General features: G+C 68.7%; 19 protein-coding genes, 1 tRNA gene and 1 pseudogene. 9 read left to right on the top strand and 12 right to left on the bottom strand.

Annotated features, from left to right (window positions below):
• Positions 1 to 604: 604 nt before the first annotated feature.
• From AB0389_RS25185 to AB0389_RS25215, 7 genes are all read left to right on the top strand, one after another.
• Positions 605 to 1087, top strand: coding sequence for a CarD family transcriptional regulator (locus AB0389_RS25185; RefSeq protein WP_003953493.1), 483 nt, complete (start codon positions 605 to 607; stop codon positions 1085 to 1087).
• Between the two features lie 344 nt (positions 1088 to 1431).
• Positions 1432 to 2178, top strand: a complete 747-nt coding sequence (gene ispD, locus AB0389_RS25190; protein ID WP_366397748.1) for a 2-C-methyl-D-erythritol 4-phosphate cytidylyltransferase — start codon at positions 1432 to 1434, stop codon at positions 2176 to 2178.
• Positions 2168 to 2710: a 2-C-methyl-D-erythritol 2,4-cyclodiphosphate synthase gene (gene ispF, locus AB0389_RS25195; protein ID WP_366397749.1), complete on the top strand. Its 543-nt coding sequence runs from the start codon at positions 2168 to 2170 to the stop codon at positions 2708 to 2710. The genes ispD and ispF overlap by 11 nt, the downstream gene beginning before the upstream one ends.
• A gap of 167 nt (positions 2711 to 2877) precedes the next feature.
• Entirely contained in the window at positions 2878 to 3282 is a 405-nt protein-coding gene (locus tag AB0389_RS25200) for a PPOX class F420-dependent oxidoreductase (RefSeq protein ID WP_366397750.1), read from the top strand.
• A gap of 168 nt (positions 3283 to 3450) precedes the next feature.
• Positions 3451 to 4848 carry a cysteine--tRNA ligase gene (cysS, locus tag AB0389_RS25205; RefSeq protein ID WP_366397751.1) on the top strand — a complete coding sequence of 466 codons (1398 nt, stop codon included), beginning with the start codon at positions 3451 to 3453 and terminating at the stop codon, positions 4846 to 4848.
• A 140-nt stretch (positions 4849 to 4988) separates the two neighbouring features.
• Positions 4989 to 5942 (top strand): 23S rRNA (guanosine(2251)-2'-O)-methyltransferase RlmB, encoded by a 954-nt coding sequence (gene rlmB, locus AB0389_RS25210; RefSeq protein WP_366397752.1) that lies wholly within the window; start codon positions 4989 to 4991, stop codon positions 5940 to 5942.
• A 162-nt stretch (positions 5943 to 6104) separates the two neighbouring features.
• Positions 6105 to 7922, top strand: coding sequence for a DoxX family protein (locus AB0389_RS25215; protein WP_366397753.1), 1818 nt, complete (start codon positions 6105 to 6107; stop codon positions 7920 to 7922).
• 116 nt (positions 7923 to 8038) lie between these two features.
• Here the strand turns inward: AB0389_RS25215 and AB0389_RS25220 are convergent, their stop codons facing one another.
• The 3 genes from AB0389_RS25220 to ugpC form a co-directional block, all read right to left on the bottom strand.
• Complete coding sequence (locus AB0389_RS25220) at positions 8039 to 8755, bottom strand: nucleotidyltransferase family protein (protein WP_366397754.1); 717 nt, start codon at positions 8753 to 8755, stop codon at positions 8039 to 8041.
• 124 nt (positions 8756 to 8879) lie between these two features.
• Positions 8880 to 9302, bottom strand: a complete 423-nt coding sequence (locus tag AB0389_RS25225) for a hypothetical protein (protein WP_366397755.1) — start codon at positions 9300 to 9302, stop codon at positions 8880 to 8882.
• Positions 9303 to 9560: 258 nt separating this feature from the next.
• Positions 9561 to 10682 carry a sn-glycerol-3-phosphate ABC transporter ATP-binding protein UgpC gene (gene ugpC / locus AB0389_RS25230; protein WP_366397756.1) on the bottom strand — a complete coding sequence of 374 codons (1122 nt, stop codon included), beginning with the start codon at positions 10680 to 10682 and terminating at the stop codon, positions 9561 to 9563.
• A gap of 203 nt (positions 10683 to 10885) precedes the next feature.
• On the opposite strand from ugpC, the gene AB0389_RS25235 reads away from it, so the two are divergent.
• A tRNA-Thr gene (locus AB0389_RS25235) sits at positions 10886 to 10959 on the top strand.
• 66 nt (positions 10960 to 11025) lie between these two features.
• Here AB0389_RS25235 and AB0389_RS25240 read toward each other — a convergent pair.
• From AB0389_RS25240 to AB0389_RS25280, 9 genes and pseudogenes are all read right to left on the bottom strand, one after another.
• Complete coding sequence (locus AB0389_RS25240) at positions 11026 to 11922, bottom strand: alpha/beta hydrolase (RefSeq protein WP_366397757.1); 897 nt, start codon at positions 11920 to 11922, stop codon at positions 11026 to 11028.
• A 101-nt stretch (positions 11923 to 12023) separates the two neighbouring features.
• Complete coding sequence (locus AB0389_RS25245) at positions 12024 to 12833, bottom strand: glucose 1-dehydrogenase (protein WP_366397758.1); 810 nt, start codon at positions 12831 to 12833, stop codon at positions 12024 to 12026.
• A 34-nt stretch (positions 12834 to 12867) separates the two neighbouring features.
• Entirely contained in the window at positions 12868 to 14418 is a 1551-nt protein-coding gene (locus AB0389_RS25250; protein ID WP_366397759.1) for an AMP-binding protein, read from the bottom strand.
• 3 nt (positions 14419 to 14421) lie between these two features.
• Positions 14422 to 15648 carry a thiolase family protein gene (locus AB0389_RS25255; RefSeq protein WP_366397760.1) on the bottom strand — a complete coding sequence of 409 codons (1227 nt, stop codon included), beginning with the start codon at positions 15646 to 15648 and terminating at the stop codon, positions 14422 to 14424.
• A gap of 67 nt (positions 15649 to 15715) precedes the next feature.
• Positions 15716 to 17005 carry an MFS transporter gene (locus tag AB0389_RS25260; RefSeq protein WP_366397761.1) on the bottom strand — a complete coding sequence of 430 codons (1290 nt, stop codon included), beginning with the start codon at positions 17003 to 17005 and terminating at the stop codon, positions 15716 to 15718.
• 117 nt (positions 17006 to 17122) lie between these two features.
• Positions 17123 to 18271 (bottom strand): helix-turn-helix domain-containing protein, encoded by a 1149-nt coding sequence (locus AB0389_RS25265; protein ID WP_366397762.1) that lies wholly within the window; start codon positions 18269 to 18271, stop codon positions 17123 to 17125.
• 225 nt (positions 18272 to 18496) lie between these two features.
• A pseudogene (locus tag AB0389_RS25270) lies at positions 18497 to 18607 on the bottom strand (site-specific integrase); the annotation flags it as partial.
• Positions 18608 to 18715: 108 nt separating this feature from the next.
• Complete coding sequence (locus AB0389_RS25275; protein ID WP_366397763.1) at positions 18716 to 19597, bottom strand: SUMF1/EgtB/PvdO family nonheme iron enzyme; 882 nt, start codon at positions 19595 to 19597, stop codon at positions 18716 to 18718.
• Between the two features lie 132 nt (positions 19598 to 19729).
• Positions 19730 to 20503, bottom strand: a complete 774-nt coding sequence (locus tag AB0389_RS25280) for an aminotransferase class IV family protein (RefSeq protein WP_366397764.1) — start codon at positions 20501 to 20503, stop codon at positions 19730 to 19732.
• Positions 20504 to 20851: 348 nt separating this feature from the next.
• Here AB0389_RS25280 and ribA point away from each other — a divergent pair, with 348 nt between their 5' ends.
• The gene (gene ribA / locus AB0389_RS25285; protein WP_366397765.1) at positions 20852 to 22387 is read left to right on the top strand and encodes a GTP cyclohydrolase II; all 1536 of its coding nucleotides are present in this window, start codon (positions 20852 to 20854) and stop codon (positions 22385 to 22387) included.
• The last annotated feature ends 43 nt before the right edge of the window (positions 22388 to 22430 follow it).

Below are 22430 nucleotides of genomic sequence, written 5' to 3' on the forward strand. Positions count from 1 at the left end.
CGGATAAAGGTGCCGTCAGCGGCCCTCAGGTTACCGAGCCGTCGTCGTCGCCCCGCACCCGACCCGCCTCCGAGCGGATCTCCGCCGGTGATCGGACAACCCGGAGCCGTCGCCCGAGCGGTCGCCCGAGCCGTCGCCCGAGCCGTCACCGGTCACCGTTTCGCGCAGATCTCATAAAGCTGGTGATCAAGTGGGTGATCGACCGGTGATCAATTTCCGGCGCCGCCGCGGATTCCTTACGAATAGCGTGGTGCGCGACGCGGTGATCAAATTCAGAATCTCTCGCACTTCTGCTGTACTTCCGTCACCCTTCCGCTCGTACGGACAGTCAGCCATCGAACGTGTGTAGGGAACTTTGAGCTTCAGAACCCGGCAAATCGGGACGTTCATCCTCTCCGGAGGGTCTCGCGCGCTTCGTAACGGGCGCGTTTCCCTGCCCCCGTGCAGCCGCTCCGACCTGCGAATACCCCGTTCCGGGAGCCGTCCGCAGCACGACCGCGGCGCTGTTGTCAAGCCCCGAGATACGCCCTGACCTGCGAAAACGCCATTCAGAAGCGCTCATTCTCGTGTTATCCTGGATAGCCACGGAAGGGGTACCTGTCACATGACGTTCAAGGTTGGCGACACCGTGGTCTATCCCCATCACGGGGCCGCGCTGATCGAGGCCATCGAAACTCGCCAGATCAAAGGCGTGGACAAGACCTACTTGGTGCTCAAGGTCGCCCAGGGCGACTTGACGGTGCGTGTACCGGCGGACAATGCGGAGTTCGTCGGCGTGCGCGATGTGGTTGGTCAGGACGGGCTGGACCGGGTCTTCGAGGTGCTCAGGGCGCCGTACGCGGAAGAGCCCACGAACTGGTCCCGCCGCTACAAGGCAAATCTCGAGAAGCTCGCCTCCGGCGACGTCATCAAGGTCGCTGAAGTGGTGCGTGACCTGTGGCGCCGAGAGCGCGAGCGTGGACTCTCCGCAGGTGAGAAGCGCATGCTCGCCAAGGCGCGGCAGATTCTTGTCAGCGAGCTGGCCCTCGCGGAGAACACGAACGAAGACAAGGCCGAGGCTCTGCTCGACGAGGTCCTCGCGTCCTGAACCGTGCGTTCCGAATGCTCTGAACGCAACGCAGCGCATTCGAACGCAGTGCAGCAAGCGCAGTGCAGCAGTGAAATGCCGTGGTGCCCGCTGACCAGCCAGGAGTAAATGGCTGTGTCGCCGGGCGCTGCGGCATGTCCGTGTATCCGCATCCCGCCCGACAATCCATGGCCATTCCCCGTACACGCGCAAACTTCTGCCCGTTCACGTTTCGGTTCACGTTCCGTGCGCGACGCATTTGGTGTTACGGAAGGGACGGAAGGGTCCTGTCAAGCGTCGCGCCCGGCACGCTTGAGGCCATACCCATGTCGGCCGAGGGAACAAACCTGCCGGAGTACAAGCGAATGTCAGAGGAAGCCAGGCCCCACCGCACCGCCGCGGTGATCCCCGCGGCGGGCCGGGGCGTACGGCTCGGTCCCGGCGCACCCAAGGCGCTCCGCGCGCTGGGCGGCACCCCGATGCTGATCCACGCCGTCCGCGCGATGGCGGCCTCGCGCGCCGTCTCCCTGGTCGTCGTGGTCGCCCCGCCCGAAGGCGCGCCCGGAGTGAAGAACCTGCTGGACGACCACGCCCTGCCCGAGCGCACCGACTATCTCGTCGTCCCCGGCGGCGAGACCCGCCAGGAGTCCGTACGGCGCGGCATCGAGGCCCTGCCCGGCGACATCACCGCCGTCCTGGTGCACGACGCGGCCCGGCCGCTCGTGCCGGTCGAGACCGTGGACGCCGTCGTCGAGGCCGTCCACGCCGGCGCGCCCGCCGTCGTACCCGGGCTGCCGCTCGCGGACACCGTCAAAGAGGTCGAGCCCCGCGAGAAGGGCGAGCCCGAGCCGGTCGTCGCCACGCCCGAGCGGTCGCTGCTGCGCGCCGTACAGACCCCGCAGGGGTTCGACCGCGAGACCCTCCAGCGCGCGCACCGGACGGTGGAGCAGGTGGGGGAGGGTGCGACGGACTGCGCCGGCATGGTCGAGCGGCTCGGCGCGCCGGTGGTGATCGTGCCCGGCCACGAGGAGGCGTTCAAGGTGACCCGACCGCTGGATCTGGTACTGGCCGAGGCGGTACTCGCCCGGAGGAGGGCCAACGATGGCTTCTGACGACACGACCCCGACCCCGGCAGTACCGGCGCACGCCTCGCGGGCCCTGCCCTTCGTGCTGCCGCAGGTCGGTATCGGCACCGACATCCACGCCTTCGAGGAGGGCCGCGACCTGTGGTGCGCGGGGCTGCTCTGGGAGGGCGAGGGGCCCGGTCTCGCCGGGCACTCGGACGCGGACGTGGTCGCGCACGCGGCCTGCAACGCGCTGTTCTCCGCCGCCGGGCTCGGCGATCTCGGCGCCCACTTCGGCACCGGGCGCCCCCAGTGGTCCGGCGCGTCCGGGATCACCCTGTTGACCGAGGCGGCCCGGATCGTGCGGGACGCGGGTTTCACGATCGGCAATGTCGCCGTCCAGGTCGTCGGCGTACGGCCCAAGATCGGCAAGCGCAGGGAAGAGGCGCAGAAGGTGCTCACCGAGGCGGTCGGCGCGCCCGTCGCGGTCTCCGCCGCCACCTCGGACGGGCTCGGGTTCACCGGGCGCGGCGAGGGGCTGGCCGCGATCGCGACCGCGCTGGTGGTCCGTACGGGCTGAGGCCGGGGCCGGGGGGCGCGAAATGCGGCGCTGGGGGTGCGGGTTGGGGGAGCATCACCCCGTAAGCCGCTCCGCGTCCCCCGTCCCCGTCCCGGTTCCGCAATCGTCACCCGTCATCCGTCATCCGTCATCCGTCACTCGTCACGCGTACGTTCAGGAGGCACCCCATGGCAGTCGCTCTCTCCGACGACCTCAAGACGCTTCTCGACCAGCCCGTCTTCGTCAACATCGCCACCATCCAGCCCGACGGCAGCCCGCAGGTATCACCCGTGTGGGTGAAGCGTGACGGGAACGACGTGCTGATCTCGACGACGGTCGGCCGCCGCAAGGAGCAGAACCTGGCCCGCGACCCGCGCGTGACGGTTCTCGTCCAGCCCGCCGACTCCCCGTACACGTACGCGGAGATCCGCGGCGTCGCGACGCTGACCACCGAGGGCGGCCAGGGGCTGATCGACGACCTGTCGCGCAAGTACACGGGCAAGGTGTACGCGGACTTCAACCCGGCGTCGGCCCGGGACGCCGAGCGCGTGGTCGTCCGTATCTCCGCCCGCAAGGTCGTCGGCAACATCTGAGCGCCGGCACAGCGCCGGCACAGCATCGGCGCAGCGGCACGGCTGCGGCACCGCCCCGGGCGTTATCGGCCGTATTGGCAGCGCCCGCGGGCCAGAATTGTCACGCTTCGGTGTCCCCGTGGCCCAAAGGGTCGCGGGGCACTGCCCCGGGCGCACTACCCTTGTCGCGTGACTATTCGGCTGTACGACACCGGCGCCCGGCAGATCCGTGATTTCACCCCGCTCACGCCGGGCTGTGTCTCGATCTACCTCTGTGGCGCCACCGTGCAGGCCGCCCCGCACATCGGCCACATCCGGTCGGGACTGAACTTCGACATCATGCGCCGCTGGTTCGCGTACCGCGGCTACGACGTGACGTTCGTCCGCAACGTCACGGACATCGACGACAAGATCATCGCCAAGTCGGCCGAGCAGGGCCGCCCGTGGTGGTCCATCGGCTACGAGAACGAGCGCGCCTTCAACTCCGGTTACGACGCCCTCGGCTGCCTGCCGCCCACCTACGAGCCGCGCGCCACCGGGCACATCCCCGAGATGATCGAGATGATGCGCGGTCTCATCGAGCGCGGTCACGCGTACGAGGCCGACGGCAACGTCTACTTCGACGTCCGGTCGTTCCCCGGTTATCTGGAGCTGTCCAACCAGGACCTGGACGATCTGCGCCAGCCCTCGGGCGACGGCGAGACCGGCAAGCGCGACCAGCGCGACTTCGCCATGTGGAAGGCCGCCAAGCCCGGCGAGCCGTCCTGGGAGACGCCCTGGGGGCGCGGCCGGCCGGGCTGGCACCTGGAGTGCTCGGCGATGGCCCACAAGTACCTCGGCCCCGTCTTCGACATCCACGGCGGCGGGCTCGACCTGATCTTCCCGCACCATGAGAACGAGATCGCGCAGGCCAAGGCGTACGGCGACACGTTCGCGAAGTACTGGGTGCACAACGCCTGGGTCACCATGAGCGGCGAGAAGATGTCGAAGTCGCTCGGCAACTCGGTGCTGGTCTCCGAGATGGTCAAGCACTGGCGTCCCGTCGTGCTCCGCTACTACCTGGGCACCCCGCACTACCGCTCGATGATCGAGTACAGCGAGGAGTCCCTGCGCGAGGCCGAGTCCGCGTTCGCGCGGATCGAGGGCTTCGCACAGCGCGTCGTGGAGAAGGCCGGCGTCGTCGAGCCGGCCGACGAGGTGCCGCCCGCCTTCGCCGAGGCGATGGACGACGACCTGGGCGTCCCGCAGGCGCTCGCGATCGTCCACACCACCGTCCGGCAGGGCAACTCCGCGCTCGCCGCCGACGACAAGGAAGCGGCCGTCGCCCGGCTCGCCGAGGTACGGGCCATGCTCGGCGTCCTCGGTCTCGACCCGCTGGATCCGCACTGGACCGGCGGCGCCGACCGCGGCGAGGATCTGCACGGCGTGGTGGACACGCTCGTACGGCTCGTGCTCGAACAGCGCGAGTCGGCGCGGGAACGCAAGGACTGGGGCACGGCGGACGCGATCCGTGACCAGCTCCAGCAGACGGGCCTGGTCGTCGAGGACGGTCCTGCCGGGCCGCGCTGGACGCTCGGACCGCGCTGAGCTGGGATGAAGCTGGGTTATGTGCCGCCCGGTGGGACCGGGCGGCACACTTGCGTACGCTGACACATAAAACTTGACGTTCTCGCACACCACGTACGCGAACGAGTGATGTATTTCTGAAGCAACGAAACAGGTAGGTCATGGCCGGGAACAGCCAGCGCAGGAACCGCCGCACGTCCAACAAGAAGGGCGCGCAGGTCGGCAGCGGTGGCAAGCGACGCCGCGGACTCGAAGGCAAGGGCCCGACGCCGCCCGCGTCCGCGCGCAAGGGCCATGTCCAGAACCGCGCCGCCAACGCCAAGGCCAAGCAGACCGCGCGCCGCCAGGTCGCGCGGCGCGGCGGCAAGGGCACCAGCGAGATGGTCGTCGGCCGCAACCCCGTCTTCGAGGCGCTGCGCGACGGCGTGCCCGCCTCGATGCTCTACGTACAGCAGTACATCGACAACGACGAGCGCGTGCGCGAGGCGCTCCAGCTCGCGGCCGACCGCGGCGGCATCCACCTGATGGAGGCGCCCAAGCCGGAGCTGGACCGGATGACGAACGGCCTGAACCACCAGGGCCTCGTCCTCCAGGTCCCGGCGTACGAGTACGCGCACCCCGACGACCTCGCCGCCGCCGCCTTCGACGACGGCGAGGACCCGCTGATCGTGGCGCTCGACGGCGTCACGGACCCGCGGAACCTCGGCGCGGTCGTCCGCTCCGTCGCGGCCTTCGGCGGCCACGGTGTCGTCGTACCCGAGCGGCGTGCCGCCGGGATGACGGCGGGCGCGTGGAAGTCGTCGGCGGGAGCGGCGGCCCGTACCCCGGTCGCCCGCTGCACAAACCTCACGCGCACCCTGGAGGCGTACCGCAAGGCCGGTCTGACGATCGTCGGGCTCGCGGCGGACGGCGAGGCGGAGGTCGGCGACCTCACGCAGCTCGGCGGCCCGGTCGTCATCGTGGTCGGCAGCGAGGGCAAGGGCCTGTCGCGGCTGGTCGGGGAGACGTGCGACTTCCGGGTACGGATCCCGATGCCGGGCGGCACCGAGTCGCTGAACGCGGGGGTCGCGGCGGGTGTGGTGCTGTACGAGGCGTCGCGGCACCGCGTTCGATAGGCGGAGCGGGCGGAGGCGGGCCGAGGCTGGTGCGAGGGCTGGTGCGGGGGCTCTTCGGGGGCTCTCTCCGGGTCCCCCGAACGGCCCTGTCTGATGATCTTGACGGGTCTCGGACATCAGCCCGCGTCAAGGCAGTGTCCTAAAGACAAGTCACTCGGTTAGATGAGTGTGGACACCAGAACGCCCCGGTCCGGGTTCGACGATCAGCCCCCGCTGAGCATGCTCAAGGTGGACTGCGATCCCGCGCAGGTCATCGTGAACCACGCCAGCTTCCGGGTGAAGCTCGCGTCGCCCCAGCGCCTAGGCCCCGCACGCACCGCGGCCGACACCGCGCGGATCCCCGCCCTGAGCGGCGCCAGAACGGCGCGCCGCCGGGCCCCGGTGGTCTGGAGCGGCAGGTCGGAGCCGGGCGACCCGGGAGCGAGCGGGCTCCTCCAGGCCGTACGGAACGCACCGCTGGTGCCGGTCGGCGCGGGAAGCGCGGCCGGCGGGGGCGTCGGCGGGTCCGGTGGCGGTGCGGGTGGCGGCGCCACCCAGGTCATTCCCCAGCTCCGGCCGCCCGGCCTCCTCGACGACGAGACCACGCAGCCGACGCCCGTCGTCGGCCCGCAGGGCACGGGACCCGACGGCCGCCGCGCCGGGAGCGGCACGAGCTCCGGCGCCCCGCTGCTGCCGCCCATGCGCAAGGCCGTCGGCGCGTACGACGCTCCGCCCGGCCACGGCCCGTACGGCGGCGGCTACGATGCCGAGCCGGATGTCGACGGCGATCTCGACGACGTGGAGATCGGCGACGACGCCGACGGGCGGGCCCGCCTCCAGCGGCACGGCAACGACTCGGTGCGGCACGCGTACTACCCCGGCCGCCGGATGAACCTCGGCGTGGTGCTGCTCCCGCTCCGCGTCTTCCTCGGCTTCATCTCCATCTACGCCGGTATGGGCAAGCTGTGCGACCCCGTCTACTTCGACGGCGGCGAGCGCGGCTCCATGGTCAAGTGGCTGACCTCGCTGCAACCGTGGGCCCTCGCGGAGCCCCTGCGGGACTTCGCGCTCTCCCACCCGGTCGGCGCGGGCCTGAGCGTCGCCTTCCTCCAGATCGTCGTCGGCGTGCTGACGGTCTTCGGGCTCTGGCAGCGCGTCGCGGCCTCCTTCGGGGCGCTGCTGTCGGCGGCGCTGCTCCTCACCGTCAGCTGGCGGACCGTCCCGGCGTACGACGCGCCGGACATCATCTACCTGGCCGCGTGGTCGCCGCTGATCATCGCCGGCGCGCCGGTCTACTCGGTCGACGGCCGGCTCGCGGGCGAGGCGTGGCGCACGCTCGGGCCGCGCTCCGACATCTGGGACCTGCGGCGGCGGGTGCTGCGGCGGGGCGGGATCATCGCGTCCGTCGTCATCGGGCTGACGCTGCTGATCGGCTCGGTCCTGGGCGGCGCCGTACGGTCGTCCGACATGGTGACCGTGCCGGGCCCGAACGTGGACCCGGTCAACCAGCTGCCGGGCATGCCGCTGCCCCTGCGGCCCGGCAGCAGCGGCAGCGCCTCCGGCTCGCCCGTCAGCGGCGGCCCCACGGGCGGTACGCGGTCCGAGCCGTCGGCGACGCGCTCGGGCAGCCCCTCGGCGCAGCAGTCCGCGCCCGGCGGCGCGACCGCCACCGAGTCCGGCGGCGCGACCGTGGGCGCCAGCACGGGCGCGGGCAGCAGCACCACGGGACAGACGCAACAGCAGCAGCAGCCGCCCAGCAGCCAGACGCAGGGCACGGTCCAGCAGGCCCCGACGCAGCCGGAGCAGCCCGCGCCCCCGGCCGGCGGCCAGGGCGGCCCCTCCTCGACGGGCAGCGGCGGAGGCGGCGGCAGTACGGGCGGTGGCACGGGCGGCGACGGCGGCGCTCCGGACGAGGGCGGATCCTCGACGGGCGGCTCGTCGTCGGGCGGCAGCGGCGGTGGCGGCGGAAACCGGAACCCGATCGGCGGCCTGCTCGGCTGACGTAGCACCGTAACCACGCCCGAGGGGCGGCGCACCCGGACGGGTGGGCCGCCCCTCAGGCATTGCCGTGTCGGATCGAGCCGTATCGGAGTGCCGTATCGGATTGGACGATGGGGTCAGTGACGTCCGGCGGAGAGCTCCCGGGCGGCCTCCGTCAGGTCCTTCGCGGTGTCGATGGCCCGCCAGTACGCCCCGTTGGGCAGCGGGAAGCCCGCCAGGCGGCGCTCTCGGGCCAGCCGGGGGAAGGTGGTGCGCTCGTGGTCCCCGCGGTCGGGGAGGAGCCGTACGAAGTCGGGGGAGAAGACGTACACGCCCGCGTTGATCAGATACGGCGAGGGCGGCGACTCGATGAAGTCGAGGACATGGCCGAACTCGTCCGTCTCGACGGCCCCCCACGGGATCCGCGGCCGGGCGAGGGCGAGCGTCGCGGTCGCGTCGCGCTCGAAGTGGAACGCGGCCATCTCACGCAGCGAGAAACGTGTCCAGATGTCGCCATTGGTGGCGTACCAGGGCTGCTCGGGGTCGGGCAGCGCGGTCGCGGCGTGCTTGAGACCGCCGCCGCGTCCCAGCGGCTCGGACTCCACGACGGTGGTGACGCGCAGCGGAAGATCGGCCGACTCCAGCCACTTCTGGAGGACTTCGGCGAGATGCCCGCACGAGATGACTGCGTCGGTCACGCCCTCCGCGGCGAGCCAGGCGAGCTGATGGCCGATGATCGGGGTCCCCGTGCCGGGAATCTCGACCATCGGCTTGGGACGGTCGTCGGTGTACGGGCGCAGCCGCGACCCCTGGCCACCCGCGAGGACCACGGCCTGCGTCGGAAACGTATGCATGCCGTGAACCATAGGCGGGACGGTGCGGGGGGCCGCGGCCGGGAAGGACCGGCGGAGCCGACGAGGAGGGGACCGGCGGCCACCGCGACAGGACCGACGGCCACCGCGAGGGACGTACGGTTGCTTACCGCCCGGCGGTCTGCTGGGAGACGCCGTACGCGAACGCGGTGTCGCACACGGGCCGCGAGAACGACTGGGCGCGCGTGGGGCCGTAGATGTCCACCGCGGCGCGGCCCAGGGCCCGCGCGATCGACATGCAGTGCTGGGTGAGCGAGGGGCGTTCCTCGACCTCGCGCTGGAGGTGCGTCAGGGCGATGCCCGGGTCCTTCTCCTGAAGCTCCACGAGGAGCTTCTCGCGCAGAACGTCCTGCGGGGCACGGGACTTCGCCTGCGCCGAGGCGGTGTCCGAGGAAGCGGTCAGGACCTGCGACTCCGCGGTGCTGGTCGCCCACGGAACACGGGCGACCGCGAGGGTCCCGGAGAGCACCAGGACGACGGGCAGGACGAAGGCGAGGGATCGGCCGATACGGCGGGCAGTGTGGGTCACGGAGGCGAGCGTAGCGCCCGGTAATGAATTGGCGACATTTAGTCACCCGGCCGGGGGACGGTTCGATGTTTGCTTTCGAATCGGGTGTTGACGGAGGTGGTCCGAAATGGCCTGTGTGCCGGGGTATTTGCCGGCAGACGCGGACGGCCCCGCACCGGAGTGCGGGGCCGTGCGGACGAATTCGCGCCGGGATGCGGCACGGGCGCGTCAGGCGTACGGAGTTCGGCCCGTACGGAAGACGCCCGGTCGATCGGGCGCTCAGTCGCTGAGGCGCTCGCCCGTGGAGGTGGAGAAGACGTGCGTCTCGCCGGCGCGGGGCACGACGTGCAGCTTGGCGCCCTTGTCGGGAACGGCGCGGCCGTTGACGCGGACCACGATCTCCTTCGACTCGCCGCCGACCTCGGCGGTGCCGTAGACGTAACCGTCGGCGCCCAGCTCCTCGACGACGTTCACCGTCACGGCGAGCCCGGCCGGCGCGTCCTTGGAGAGCGCGCCCTCGGCGCCTTCCCCGACGAGGTCGAAGTGCTCGGGGCGGACACCGACCGTCACGGTCTTGTCACCCTTCTCCGTCGCGGCGGCGAGCGTCTCGCGGGAGACGGCCACGACGCTGTTGCCGAACTTTACACCGCCGTCGGTGATCGGCACCTCGACCAGGTTCATGGCGGGGGAGCCGATGAAGCCGGCCACGAAGAGGTTCTTCGGACGGTCGTACATGTTGCGCGGCGAGTCGACCTGCTGGAGCAGCCCGTCCTTGAGGACCGCGACGCGGTCGCCCATGGTCATGGCCTCGACCTGGTCGTGGGTCACGTACACCGTGGTGATGCCGAGGCGGCGCTGGAGCGACGCGATCTGCGTACGGGTGGAGACGCGGAGCTTGGCGTCGAGGTTCGACAGCGGCTCGTCCATGAGGAACACCTGCGGCTCACGCACGATGGCGCGGCCCATCGCGACACGCTGGCGCTGACCACCGGAGAGGGCCTTCGGCTTGCGGTCCAGGTACTCGGTGAGGTCGAGGATCTTCCCGGCCTCCTCGACCTTCTTGCGGATGTCCGCCTTGTTGACGCCGGCGATCTTGAGCGCGAAGCCCATGTTGTCCGCGACGGTCATGTGCGGGTACAGCGCGTAGTTCTGGAACACCATCGCGATGTCGCGGTCCTTCGGCGGCAGATGCGTGACATCCCGCTCACCGATCCGGATGGCGCCGCCGTTGACGTCCTCAAGACCCGCGAGCATGCGCAGGGAGGTCGACTTTCCACAACCGGAGGGACCGACGAGGACGAGGAACTCGCCGTCCGCGACATCCAGCTCGAGCTGATCGACGGCGGGCTTCGTGGAACCCGGGTAGACGCGGGTTGCCTTGTCGAACGAGACGGTAGCCATGGCGATGTGTCCCCTCACCGGCAGGAACGTGCCGGACGATCCGAGTAAAGGAATGGTTCTTCCGCCACCGGCGGAAGATGGGTCTAGTCCACCTGGGTGAACTGGAAGGTGACGTTACCTCCCGTTCACAGATCTGTCAGCACCCCGGCCCGACAAAATTCCTGGCCACCCGCCCCGCGCCGCCGGTTACACTGCTCGCGCACGCCTCCTTAGCTCAGTTGGCCAGAGCAACGCACTTGTAATGCGTAGGTCGTCGGTTCGAATCCGACAGGGGGCTCTGGTGAACCCCAGGTCACACATGCTGTGACCTGGGGTTTTGTGCTACCGGATGCGGCGGCGGCACCTACAGGTGTTCGCGCAGGTGGGCGACGATGTCGCGGACTGCGGCCTTCGATGCCGGCACAACGCCCGGCAGGCTGAGGAAGCCGTGCACTGCTCCGCGATGCTCCGAGAGCCGAGCGGGAGAGCCGGATCGCTTGAGTGCCTCGACATATTTCGCGCCGTGGTCTCGCAGGATGTCGATTTCAGCGGTGACGACCAGGGTGGGCGGGAGCGAGGCGTGAGACGAGGCGCGCATGGGGGACGCGTCGCAGGCCGTGGTGTCGTACTGGTCGTGGAGGTACAGGTGCACCAGTGTTCGCATGTTCGCCGATGTCAGGATCGGCGCCTGTGCATGCTGGACCTCGGACGGATAGATCTCGTACATGTCCGTCACCGGGTAACTGAGGACTTGTGCGCGAATTGGCGGACCTCCCGCGTCGCGCGCCATCAGGGTTACGGCCGCGGCAAGGTTTCCTCCGGCGCTGTCGCCCATGACCGCGATCCGGTCCGGGTCTGTCCCCAGCTCCGCCGCATGTTCCACAACCCAGGTCAACGCGTCCCGCGCGTCCTCGACCGCTGCCGGGTACGGATGCTCGGGCGCGAGTCGGTAGGTCGGTGAGACAACTACCGCGCCGGCCCCTGCGGCCACCTCCGATGCCAGCCACCGGACCTGCTCGGGATTGCCCTGTACCCACCCTCCACCGTGGAAGTTCACGACTACCGGCAGCGATCCCTGGACGTCGGTCGGACGATGAATCAGAGCACGTCGCCCTGCGACCAGAAGGGTGTCTTCGCTGACGTTGGAGGGAATCGTCCCGAAGAGGCGAGGTCCCATCTCGGACTGCTGCAGAGCAACACGTTTCGCACGGTGGGCGGGGAAGTCGGTGATCCGATCGAACCGTTCCTCCGATTTCTTCATGCGCCGAGCGAAGAGCCACGTTTTCCAATGCATCACGATCTCAGTCCTCTGAAGGGTGTTGCAGGAGGCCCGGAATAATCTCCGGCCGCGGCCTGCGTGGCTCAGACCGCGGCGCGACCGACGTTGAGGCCGCCGTCGACCACGAGATCGATGCCGGTGATGTACTTGGCGCGATCGCTGGCGAGGTAGAGCGCGGCGTTAGCGACGTCCCAAGCCTCTCCCATGCGTCCCATTGGGACCATTCTGTCACGCGTGCGCCACATCTCCTCGATGTCCTGGCTCGAGTACGACTCGGCCAGTCCCGGCACGTTGGCCGCCATGGGCGTCTTGATGAGGCCGGGAAGGATCGAGTTGACGCGCACTTGTTGAGGCGCGAACTCGATGGCGGTCGTGCGCGTGATGTGGTTAAGGGCGGCCTTGCTGGCGTAGTAGGCGGCGTACGAGACACCGCCCCACTGCAAGCTCGCAAGCGACGAGATGTTGATGATGCTGCCTCCGCCATTGCCGACCATGTGCGGAATGACCTCCCGCATCGTGTGAACAGCGCCGTTCAGGTTCACCCGCATCACCCGGTCGAACTCGTCCAGGTCGATGTCGACCACGCTGCCCAGGGAGTTGATGCCAACGTTGTTGTGCAGGACATCGATGCGGCCATGTTCAGCGATAACGCCAGAAACAGTTCGCCCGACCGCCTCGAAATCGGTGACATCCAGCTGGACGGTCGAAGCCCGCAGTCCCTCGTCGTGAATCATCCTCGCCGTCTCATCGACCGCTTTCTCGTCAATATCGGCACATATAACAGTTGCTCCCTCGCGCGCGAACGTGATGGCGGTGGCACGGCCGTTGCCAATTCCGCTGGCGATGCTGCCCGCCCCGACAACCAAAGCGACTTTTCCGGCGAGTTCCTGCATGTCTGTGGGCTCCTTCAGTGAATTTCGCGCTTGGTCAGATGGATTTGTCGGACGCTGTCCAGAAGCGGGCGCGGACGTCCTTCTTCAGGACCTTTCCGTTGGCGCTCCGTGGCAGTTGCTCGACGATGACCTGTTTCGGCGTACGCACCGCTCCGAGTGCGGCACGGCACCGCGCGATGATTTCCGCCCCGTCGACTGTGCGCCCGGGCTTCGGCTCGACGACGGCCGTCACTCGCTCTCCCCAGTCGTCATCGGGCACGCCGATGACCGCGCAGTCCTCGACGTCGGGATGGCCCCAGATGACCTGCTCGACCTCGTTGGGATAGATGTTGAGACCGCCGGAAATGATCATGTCCTTCTTGCGGTCGGTGAGATACAGGTAGCCCGCACGGTCGACATGACCCAAGTCGCCGGTATGCAGCCACCCGTCCCGGATGGTCTCGGCGGTGCGCTCGGGATCCTTGTAGTAGCCCTTCATCACCAGGTCGCCGCGGACGCAGACCTCACCCGTCTCGCCGTGCTTCACCTCACGGCCGGTGACTGGATCCTTGATGGCGAGGGTGACGAACGGCGAGGGCCGGCCGCACGATGCCAGGCGCTCGTCGGAGGCCACCTGGCCATCGGCCATGTGCTCGTGAGGGAGCAGGAAGGATATGGACGCCGGCGCCTCCGACTGGCCGTAGACCTCGGTGAAGATCGGTCCAAGACGCTCGATGCCCCGACGCAGCTTCTCGACCGACATGGGCGCGGCTCCGTAGATCACGTACCGGAGGGAACTCGTGTCGATGGTGCGCTCGTCGAGGACCTGCAGGAGCCGGTAGAGGACCGTGGGCGGAAGGAACATCTCCGTGATGCCCTGAGTTTCCACGGCCTTGATGATCGTGTCGACCTGTGCCCCGGGCACGACGACGACAGATCCGCCCCGGGCCGTCGCGTGCAGTGTGAAAATCCCCGAGCTGTGTGTCATGGGCGCGGCTGCGAGGTTCACGATGGGGGCGTCTTCGGGATACGAAAGGGCCAGCATGTGGTGCGCCACCATCACCGAGAGGCTGCGGTGCGTGTTCATGACGGCCTTGGGCACACCGGTCGTGCCGCCCGTGGGCGAGACGGCGACGACCTCGTCCATCTCGTGGACGACATCGGGCCGGGTCACTGGCTCCCCGGCGATCCAGCTGGTCAGGTCGGGGTCGGCGGTACCCCGTTCGAGTGCGATGAACCGCAGGTGCGGAACCTCTTGCCGGACCGTCTCGACCTGCTTGGCGACCGACGGGTCGTAGAACAGGATCTCGACGTCGAGCTGACCGAGCAGACGCGCGTTCTCCTCGGCGGGATGGTCGGGGTTCAGCGGAACCCAGGCTCCGCCCGCACGCCAGATGCCCAGCACGCAGACCCAGGCCAGAGGCGAGTTCGGCGACAGGACAGCCACCTTGGTCTCGCGCCGGAGCCCGTCTCGCAGGAGGGCGTGAGCGATCTGGCACGACGTACGGCCGGCCTCGTCATAGGTCCAGGTCTCATGGTCGGTGCGGTAGACAATGGCCGAGGGGTCCAGGGACCATCCGCGGTCGAAGAAGTCGATGACGGCCACGGTTCACGCACCGCCCAGGATGAGTACGGACATGACGGCTTCCTCGCCCCGGTGGAAACCACCACCGTTCTCGGCGAGAGCGATGCGTGCGCCGGAAACCTGCCTGCTGCCGGCCGTGCCGCGCAACTGGTCTGTCAGCTCAAACACTTGCCCGAGCCCGGTGGCTCCGATGGGGTGGCCCTTGGACTCCAGGCCGCCGGACGGGTTGACCGGAATGCGCCCCCCGATTCTGGTGTCGCCCCGCTCGGCCGCGGGACCACCGTCTCCCGGTCCGAAAAGGCCAAGAAGCTCGGTCTGCAGAATCTCGGCGAAGGCCGTCGCGTCGTGCACCTCCACGACATCGACATCCGACGGGCCCACCCCGGCGCGCTCGTAGGCGAGTTGTGCGACATGGCTGGTGATGTAGTCGTCGTACGCAGTGATGTCCCGGTCCACACCTGTGCCGATGGAGCTCGCGAGGACCTGCACAGTCCCGCGCGCCCGGAGACGCCGCAGACCGGCGTCGTTGCACACCACGACCGCGGCTGCGCCGTCAGTGGCAGGCGCGCACATAGGAACCGTCAACGGGTAGCTCAGTCTGCGCGCGCCCAGCACGGCGTCGACGGACATGGGCTTGCGGTAGTGGGCGCGGGAGTTGTCCGCCGCATGGTCGTGATTCTTCGAGGCCACTTCGGCGATCTGCGCCACCGTGGTGCCGTAGATGTCCATGTGGTGGCGCGCCATCGCGGCGTAGACGTCCATGAAGATGGAGCGATGGCCGGGATCGTCATCCTCGACTTCTCCGCCCAGAAGCACCATGTCGCGTACGAGACCTTCGAGGTCGGAGCGGTCGTAGCCACCGTGGAACACCGACAGGGTGCGTTGCTGATCGCCGATGTTCATCTTCTCCACGCCTACCGCGAGCGCCACATCCGACTCACCCGACCGCACGTTGTTGACTGCCAGATGCAGCGCTGTCGATCCTGTGGCACAGGCGTTCTGTACGTTGTGCACCGGGATCCGTTGTATCCCCATTCCCCGAAGCGCGATCTGGCCGGAAATGCTGTGCTGGCCTTCGAGGACTCCGTGGGTGGTCGTTCCGTAGAAGGCGACCTTCACGTCGTCCACCGACGCCCCGGCGTCCGCGAGTGCCTCGCGGATCGCCCAGTGGGCAAGGTCGTAGTGGGTCTTGTCGTGGTGGATGCCGAACGTCGTCATGCCGACGCCGACGATCCAGACTCGCGTGCTCATGTTTTCCGATCCTGTCGTCGTGGCCAGTCGGTCCAGTCGTGGCCCGGTCGGCCCAGTCGTGGCTCAGTCAGTCCAGCGGGCGATGAGCGGTTTCGGGGAGCCGCGCATACACGACGAGGGCGACGGCGGCCAGCGCGACGAGGTACCACCCGAAGAGGATGGGGTGTCCGATCTTGGCCAGGTAAGTGGCCAGGTACGGAGCGGTGCCGCCGAAGATGGCCGCGGACAGTGCGTACGGGAATCCGATGCCGGAGCCGCGCAGCCGGGCGGGGAACAGTTCGCAGGCCACGGCTGAGGAGATGCTGGTCCACATCGCGGTGAAGACCAGGCCGGTCGCCTGGATCACCAGCAGGCTCGTGACCGACGAATTCAGGACGCCCAGCAGAGGGACGGTCGCGACGACGAAGAATCCACCGAAGCCGAACATCAGCGGCTTGCGGCCGATCCTGTCCGAGATCATGCCGAAGACCGGCTGGAGGACCAGGAAGAGCACCAGCGATGGAATCGTCACCAGCAGGCCCTTGCTGAGGTCGAAACCGACCGTCAGGTTGGCATAGACCGGCAGGTACGACGCCCAGAAGTAGAAGGCGGCGGCGGGAGCCGCGAAGAGCCCGAAGACCTGCATGGCCTGCTTCGGGTGCTCGCGGAAGAAGTCGAACAGGCCGGCGCGCGCGGTGGGCTCGTCATCCGGAATGACAAGGGTCTCCTCGGCGCGACGACGGACCCAGAGTCCGATCAGCGAACCGACCGCCCCGATCACGAACGGGATGCGCCAGCCCCACGACGTCATGTCCTCGGCGGACAGTGTGTTGGCGAGAAACGCGGCGAGCCCGGTGGCCAGGAGCGTGGCGGTGGTGGCCGTGATGTAGCCGACGCTCGAAAAGAGTCCTCGGCGGCCTTCCGGCGCGGACTCGACCAGGAAGGCGGCCGCGGCGGCGAACTCACCACCGGTCGAGATGCCCTGGAGGATCCGGGCGAGCAGCAGGAGCGCCGGGGCCGCGATGCCGATCTGCGCGTAGGTGGGGGTCAGGGCGATGATCAGGCTGCCGACACCCATGCCGATGATGGTCCAGCTCAGCGTGGCCCGCCTGCCCACGCGGTCGGCGAGCATGCCGATGAAGAGTCCTCCGATGGGCCGCGCGAGGAAGCCCACAGCGAAGATCGCCAGTGTCGACAGCAGGGGCACCAGGCTGTGGTCGCTGGAGGACGGGAAGAACTGGCCCGCGAAGTACGTCGCCAGGATCGCGTAGATGTACCAGTCGAACCACTCGACGATGTTGCCGATTCCCGCCGCGGTGACCTGCCGAAGCTGAAATCTGACGTCCTGGCGCTCATGCCGCGTAGTGGTACTGGTCATGGACGGCTCCTTAGGGACCCCCTGGGACTTCCTGGGGCGGCCCCCAACGATGCGACCTGGATCACACGGGTCGCTATGGAGCGTCTTCCAACAATCGGCGCAGGCGGTCGTAGTTTTCTACGACGGGCGCGCGGCGATCTCGAGCGCCCAGGCGAGCTCGATGATCGTGTCGGTGTCCGCCAGTGAGAACCCCGTCGCATCCTCGAACCGCGACAGCCGGTAGCGCAGTGTGTTCACGTGAACGTGAAGTTCGCGGGCCGTACGGGGGATGCTCCTGCCATTGGCCAGGAACACCCCCAGATCGTCGAGGATCTGGTTGCCCAACGGGCCCATGGCCTGGAGCGGGTCCAGGTATCGGCGACGGACGAGGGTCGAGAGCTCAGGGACCCGCCGCAGGCCGATTCGCCACCCGAGATCATCGACCGTCCGGACGCCCTCCGGGACCCCTGACGCGGCGGCGAGGACGCGCTGAGCCGTCTCGAACGAGACCGCGACCTGTGGAATCCGCGCCGCCGGGCCTGCCGCGATCAACAAGCCGGAAACGGCCGGTGGCAGGTCGGGCAACAGGCCCATCAGGCGCCCTTGTTGCACCTGCGTCAGGAGGCCGTGAGCGCCGGGAGCCTGGTGGAAATGAGCGGCCAGCGTGGCCGCGGCCCGGTCGTTCGTGGCTTCATCCGCCGCCGCTCCGCAGAAGGCGATGTACTGGGCGTCGGGATCGAGACGGAAACGAGCGATGCCGTCTGCCATCTGGTCGTCGTCCAGCGTGCCTCTGAGGAGCGCTGACAACCAGTCGTCGCGCCGTCGTCGCTCGGTGACCGCCAGGGTAAGACCGTGCTCGCGGTAGGCCGCGGCTCCGGCGGCTGACAGCACGTCGCTGAATTGCGAGAGAAGCCGGATGAGTGGCACGACTTCCTCCCCGGGCACCCCCAGCTCGGCCGCAAGCTCAATGAGGCGGTCCTCGATGGTGGAGACGGAGAGCCGAAAGCCGGCCATGATGTCTTCGATCGGCACGCCGGCGCGCAGGCGGTCGAGGGTCGCCTGCTGTGCATGTCCGGTCTGGTCCATCGACGGTGGCCGGCGCGTGCGGAGAACCCGCACTGCCATCTGCCGATTGCGGAACGTGGCCGCTTCGATCTGCTCACGGGTGACGGCCGCATAGGTAGGAATCTCGGCCCACGCGCGTTCGGCCGGCGCCGTCACGACCGCGGTGTCTTCCTCTAGCGTCAAGAGGAGCCGGGCGAGCAACTCACCACGCTGAACAGGCATTTTTCCATGCTCCCACACTCGGCCTCAGCGCCGAATATGTGCGCCCTCGAAATTCGGATCTCGCTTTCGGCCTTGAGGAAGCGGCTGATGGAACGGGACAGGGTGCTGCGTCAGCGGGTGCTCGCCGGCCTGCGGCACGGTGGGCCTCATGGGAGTTCCCTCCCCGCCGGCGGAGTCACGATCTGTCCGATTCCTACAAGGGGATTTCGGGCGGGAGGTCGGGGCGCCGGTTTCGCCCCAGGCGGATTCCCACTCTGCGCGGTCCGCGTCCTGCTGCTTGCGGTGCCGCTTCTGCACGCTGACCGTGTTGTCGTCAAGGGCGACGACGTGGAAGCCACACCCGCATTGGAGGGAGAACGATAACTGTCACAAAGAGTAACCAATGGGAGTGTTGTTTCTTTGAACCGATCCGTCAGCCATCGAGATAGCCGGACCTCGGTGTCGTCAACGCTCGCCCACAACCGGGACGGCGGACTCGGGGACGCAGCAGCGGAATCCGGTGTCGTCGTCGAGCATCGATGCCGAGGCGTCGTTGAAGGCGGACGGCGTCGCTCTGGCGAAGGGGCTGGTCCAGGCGCCGGCCTTGAGCGCGTGGCGGCCCGGCTCGGTGCGGGTCGAGCACCATTCCCAGGTGTTTCCGCACAGGTCGTACACCCCGTAGGGCGAGACGCCGCTGTGGTACCTGCTGACGGGAGTCGTCGAACCGATGCCGCTCTCACGGGAGTTGCACTTGGCGGGGGTTGGCTGATCGCCCCATGGATAGATACCGCCGCGCGGGCCGCGCGCGGCCTTCTCCCACTGCTGGGCGGTCGGAAGTTCCTTCCCCGACCAGGACGCGTAGGCGGTGGCGTCGTGCCACGTGACGAAGACGACCGGGTGGTCGAGGATGCTCTCCGGGCACGTGCCGCGAGGCCAGTGCTGGGGCGCCCGATGACCGGTGGCGGTGACGAAGCGGGCGTAGTCGCTGTTCGTCACCGGGTAGACGTCGATGGAGAAGGCCGACAGCCACACCGGCCGGTTCTCCTCGCTCGACAGGAAAGTGCCGGCCTTCACGAAGGCCATCGTCTTGCCGTCGTGCGGATGCCGCGTGTGCCCCTGGGTGAGCTGTGCCCCGTGTTCCGGATTTCCCTGGGCCGGCAGCACGGTGTCCAGGGAACGGGAAAGACTGGCGAACCTCGTGTGGACGTCCGGGTCGCATGCTGCGAGGAAGGTGTCGAGAGCTGCCTGGTTCACGGGGCGCAGTGTGATGGTGTCCTTGCGCTGTTCCCACTTGGAGACCATCCGGTCGCTGACACCCAGACGTGCGGCGAACTCGGTTGTACTCATCCGTGACGCGTCGCGTAAGGCCCGGACCTCCAGGCCGGTCCACTGCTCGACCGTGGCCACCCTGCAACTCCCCGTGTAGCTGAAATCGGTAACGGGCCAGCGTAGCTCCCGGAGGGCCGCGCCACAGGGCGTTTACAGCAGCTCGCCCGGCACCTCCAGGTACTCCCTGCGCAGGGTGTCGATCACCGCGTGGGTCTCGGGCAGAACGATGCTGTCGACTCCGCTGACGGCTCGGACACCCACGGCCGCGTTGGTCGCGAAAGCCGCCCGCATGTGCGGGAGATCGGCAAGGCCCACGGGGCGTGTGTCATGTTCGTGGGTCTGCTGGAGCAGGCGCATCGTGACACCGGGAAGGCAGTCGGACGCGGGCCAGATCACTTGGTCGCCGTCGAAGAACCCGATGTTCCAGGTTCCTCCCTCGGAGATGGTTCCCCGTGCATCGACGAAGAGCGCGTCGTCGAAGCCGTTGAGCTGTGCGGTACGGCGGTGGTGGAGGCTGGAGAACAGCCCGACGCTCTTCACACTCGGCAGGTCCCGGGTGTACGTCCTCGACTGAGCCCGGAGCGGGGGCAGCGGCAGATCGGCGGCCGGCCGTGACGTGACCAGGACGCGGGGCTCGTCGGCCGAGCTGGGATGTCCCATGTCCAGGTTCGGGTCGAAGACCGTCACCCGCACGACGGTTGCTCCGTTTGAGAGCACTGCTCTGCGCGCCAGGTCGCGGACGTGTTCGGGGTCAAGATCGGCCCCGAACAACGTCTCGCAGTCGCGCTGGAGGCGCTCCATATGAAGCGACAGCCCGCGCACCCGACCGTCTTCGACGCGCATCGAGGTGAAGTGCCCGTAGTTGGTCAGGGCCAGGTTCTGGAGCGCCTCGACCTCGACCGCTTTTCCGTTCAGCTCTGCCATCCCGCCAGCATGGCAGCCCCCGGCGGGCCGTTGCGGAACAAGCGTCCGACAGAGCGCTCAAGTTCGGTGAGAGTTCGGTCCTGAGGCGGTGGGAGGCCATTCCGGGGGCGCTCGCACCTCGGCCAGTCTGGTGCCGTGCCCACGAGATGCGCATACGTCCCGACCATCCGGGCCGACCACGGTCGGCCGACGGCTGTCGTCACCGCCGTACAACGCGATGGTCCCGAGGCGTGGATGAGAGAGGTCACCGTGCACGACACGCGAGATCAGACCCCCGAGCTTCCGAACCGAGCGGACGGAGCGGACGGAAGACACCGCCGGCTCACGTTTCCCGTCGCCGGTACGGCGGTGGCGGCTCAGCAGGCTCGGCACCGCATCGTGGCCGCCGTCCGTGCCTGGGACATACGGCTCGGCGAGGGGCGTTTGGGCGCGGTCGAGCTGGTGGCCGGTGAGCTGGTCGCGAACGCCGTGCAGCACGCCGATGCTGGTCTGATCACCGTGAACGTCCGGCAGAGCGGTCCGGAACTGATGGTCGATGTCCATGACACCGGTACGGACCTTCCGCGGGCGACCGCCGCCGACCTGGACTCCGAGTGCGGACGGGGACTGCTGCTCATCTCCGAGTTCGCCGACCGTCACGGTGCCGAACTCTCCGCCTCCGGAAAGCGCTGCTGGGCCGCGTTCGACCTTCCCCTGTCGTCCAACTCCAAGGAGAGCGCCATGACTCCGGCGCCGAGTACGCCCGCTACGACGCCCCGCGCCATCAACTGTTTCACCGGCCCGTGGGAGTTCCTGTCGAACTACTCGGCCGCGCCGGTCCAGCTCGACGGGGCGCCGTACCCCACCGTCGAACACGCCTACCAGGCTGCCAAGACCTTCGACGGAACCGTACGCGCCCGGATCGCCGAGGATCCCGACCCCAACGAGGCCAAGCGCGTTGGGCGGCAGAATGCCGACCGCGCCGACTGGGAGGAGGCGAAGGTGGCCGTGATGCGCTCGCTGGTGGGGCAGAAGTTCCAGGTCCCGGCCCTGCGCGAGCGGCTCCTGGCCACCGGCACCGCCGAGCTGGTCGAGGGCAACGACTGGGGCGACGAGTTCTGGGGTGTGTGCGCGGGACACGGCCAGAACACGATGGGGCTGATCCTCATGGCCGTACGCGAGCAGGCCAGGCGTGAGCAGGCCCCGGCCGCGGAACGGCACGAGTCGGGAGCCTTGGTGACCGACATCGCGGGCGCCCTCGGCTGCGCCGCCCAGGCGCGTATCCCCACCGTCCACGGCGTTTTCACTGCCTGGGGTTACCGCAATGTGCTGGAGGGCGGGGAACACCTGGCGCTCACTCTCGGCCGGGTCCGGGGCGCCGAGCGGGTCCTGGTGCGGGTGCACTCGGAGTGCCTGACCGGCGAGGCTCTGGGCTCGCTGCGGTGCGACTGTGGGCCGCAGTTGGACGCGGCCATGGCTGCGGTGGCCGCCGAGGGCTCCGGGGTGATCCTCTATCTGCGCGGCCACGAGGGCCGGGGGATCGGACTGCTGGCGAAGCTACGGGCATACGCGCTCCAGGACGCCGGCTTCGACACGGTCGACGCCAACGCGTCGATGGGGCTGCCGGCGGACGCACGGGACTATCGGATCGCCGCCCGGGTTCTGGCGGACCTCGGCGTACGGTCGGTACGGCTGCTGTCCAACAACCCGGACAAGGCCGAGGCCCTCACCGCGCTCGGAGTCGAGGTGGCCGAGCGGCTGCCGCTGCTCGTGGCGGCCAACATCCACAGCCTGGAGTACCTACGGACCAAGCGGGACCGTATGGGCCATGACCTGCCGGGGCTGCCCGAGGCAACAGATCTCGTCGGCACAACGGATCTCGTCGGCGCGGAGTACGCGTCGTGACCGAGCCAACCGTACGGACCTTACGGCAGGAGTTTCCCTTCCA

The sequence above is a fragment of the Streptomyces sp. NPDC093109 genome (assembly GCF_040701725.1).
Lineage (GTDB): Bacteria > Actinomycetota > Actinomycetes > Streptomycetales > Streptomycetaceae > Streptomyces.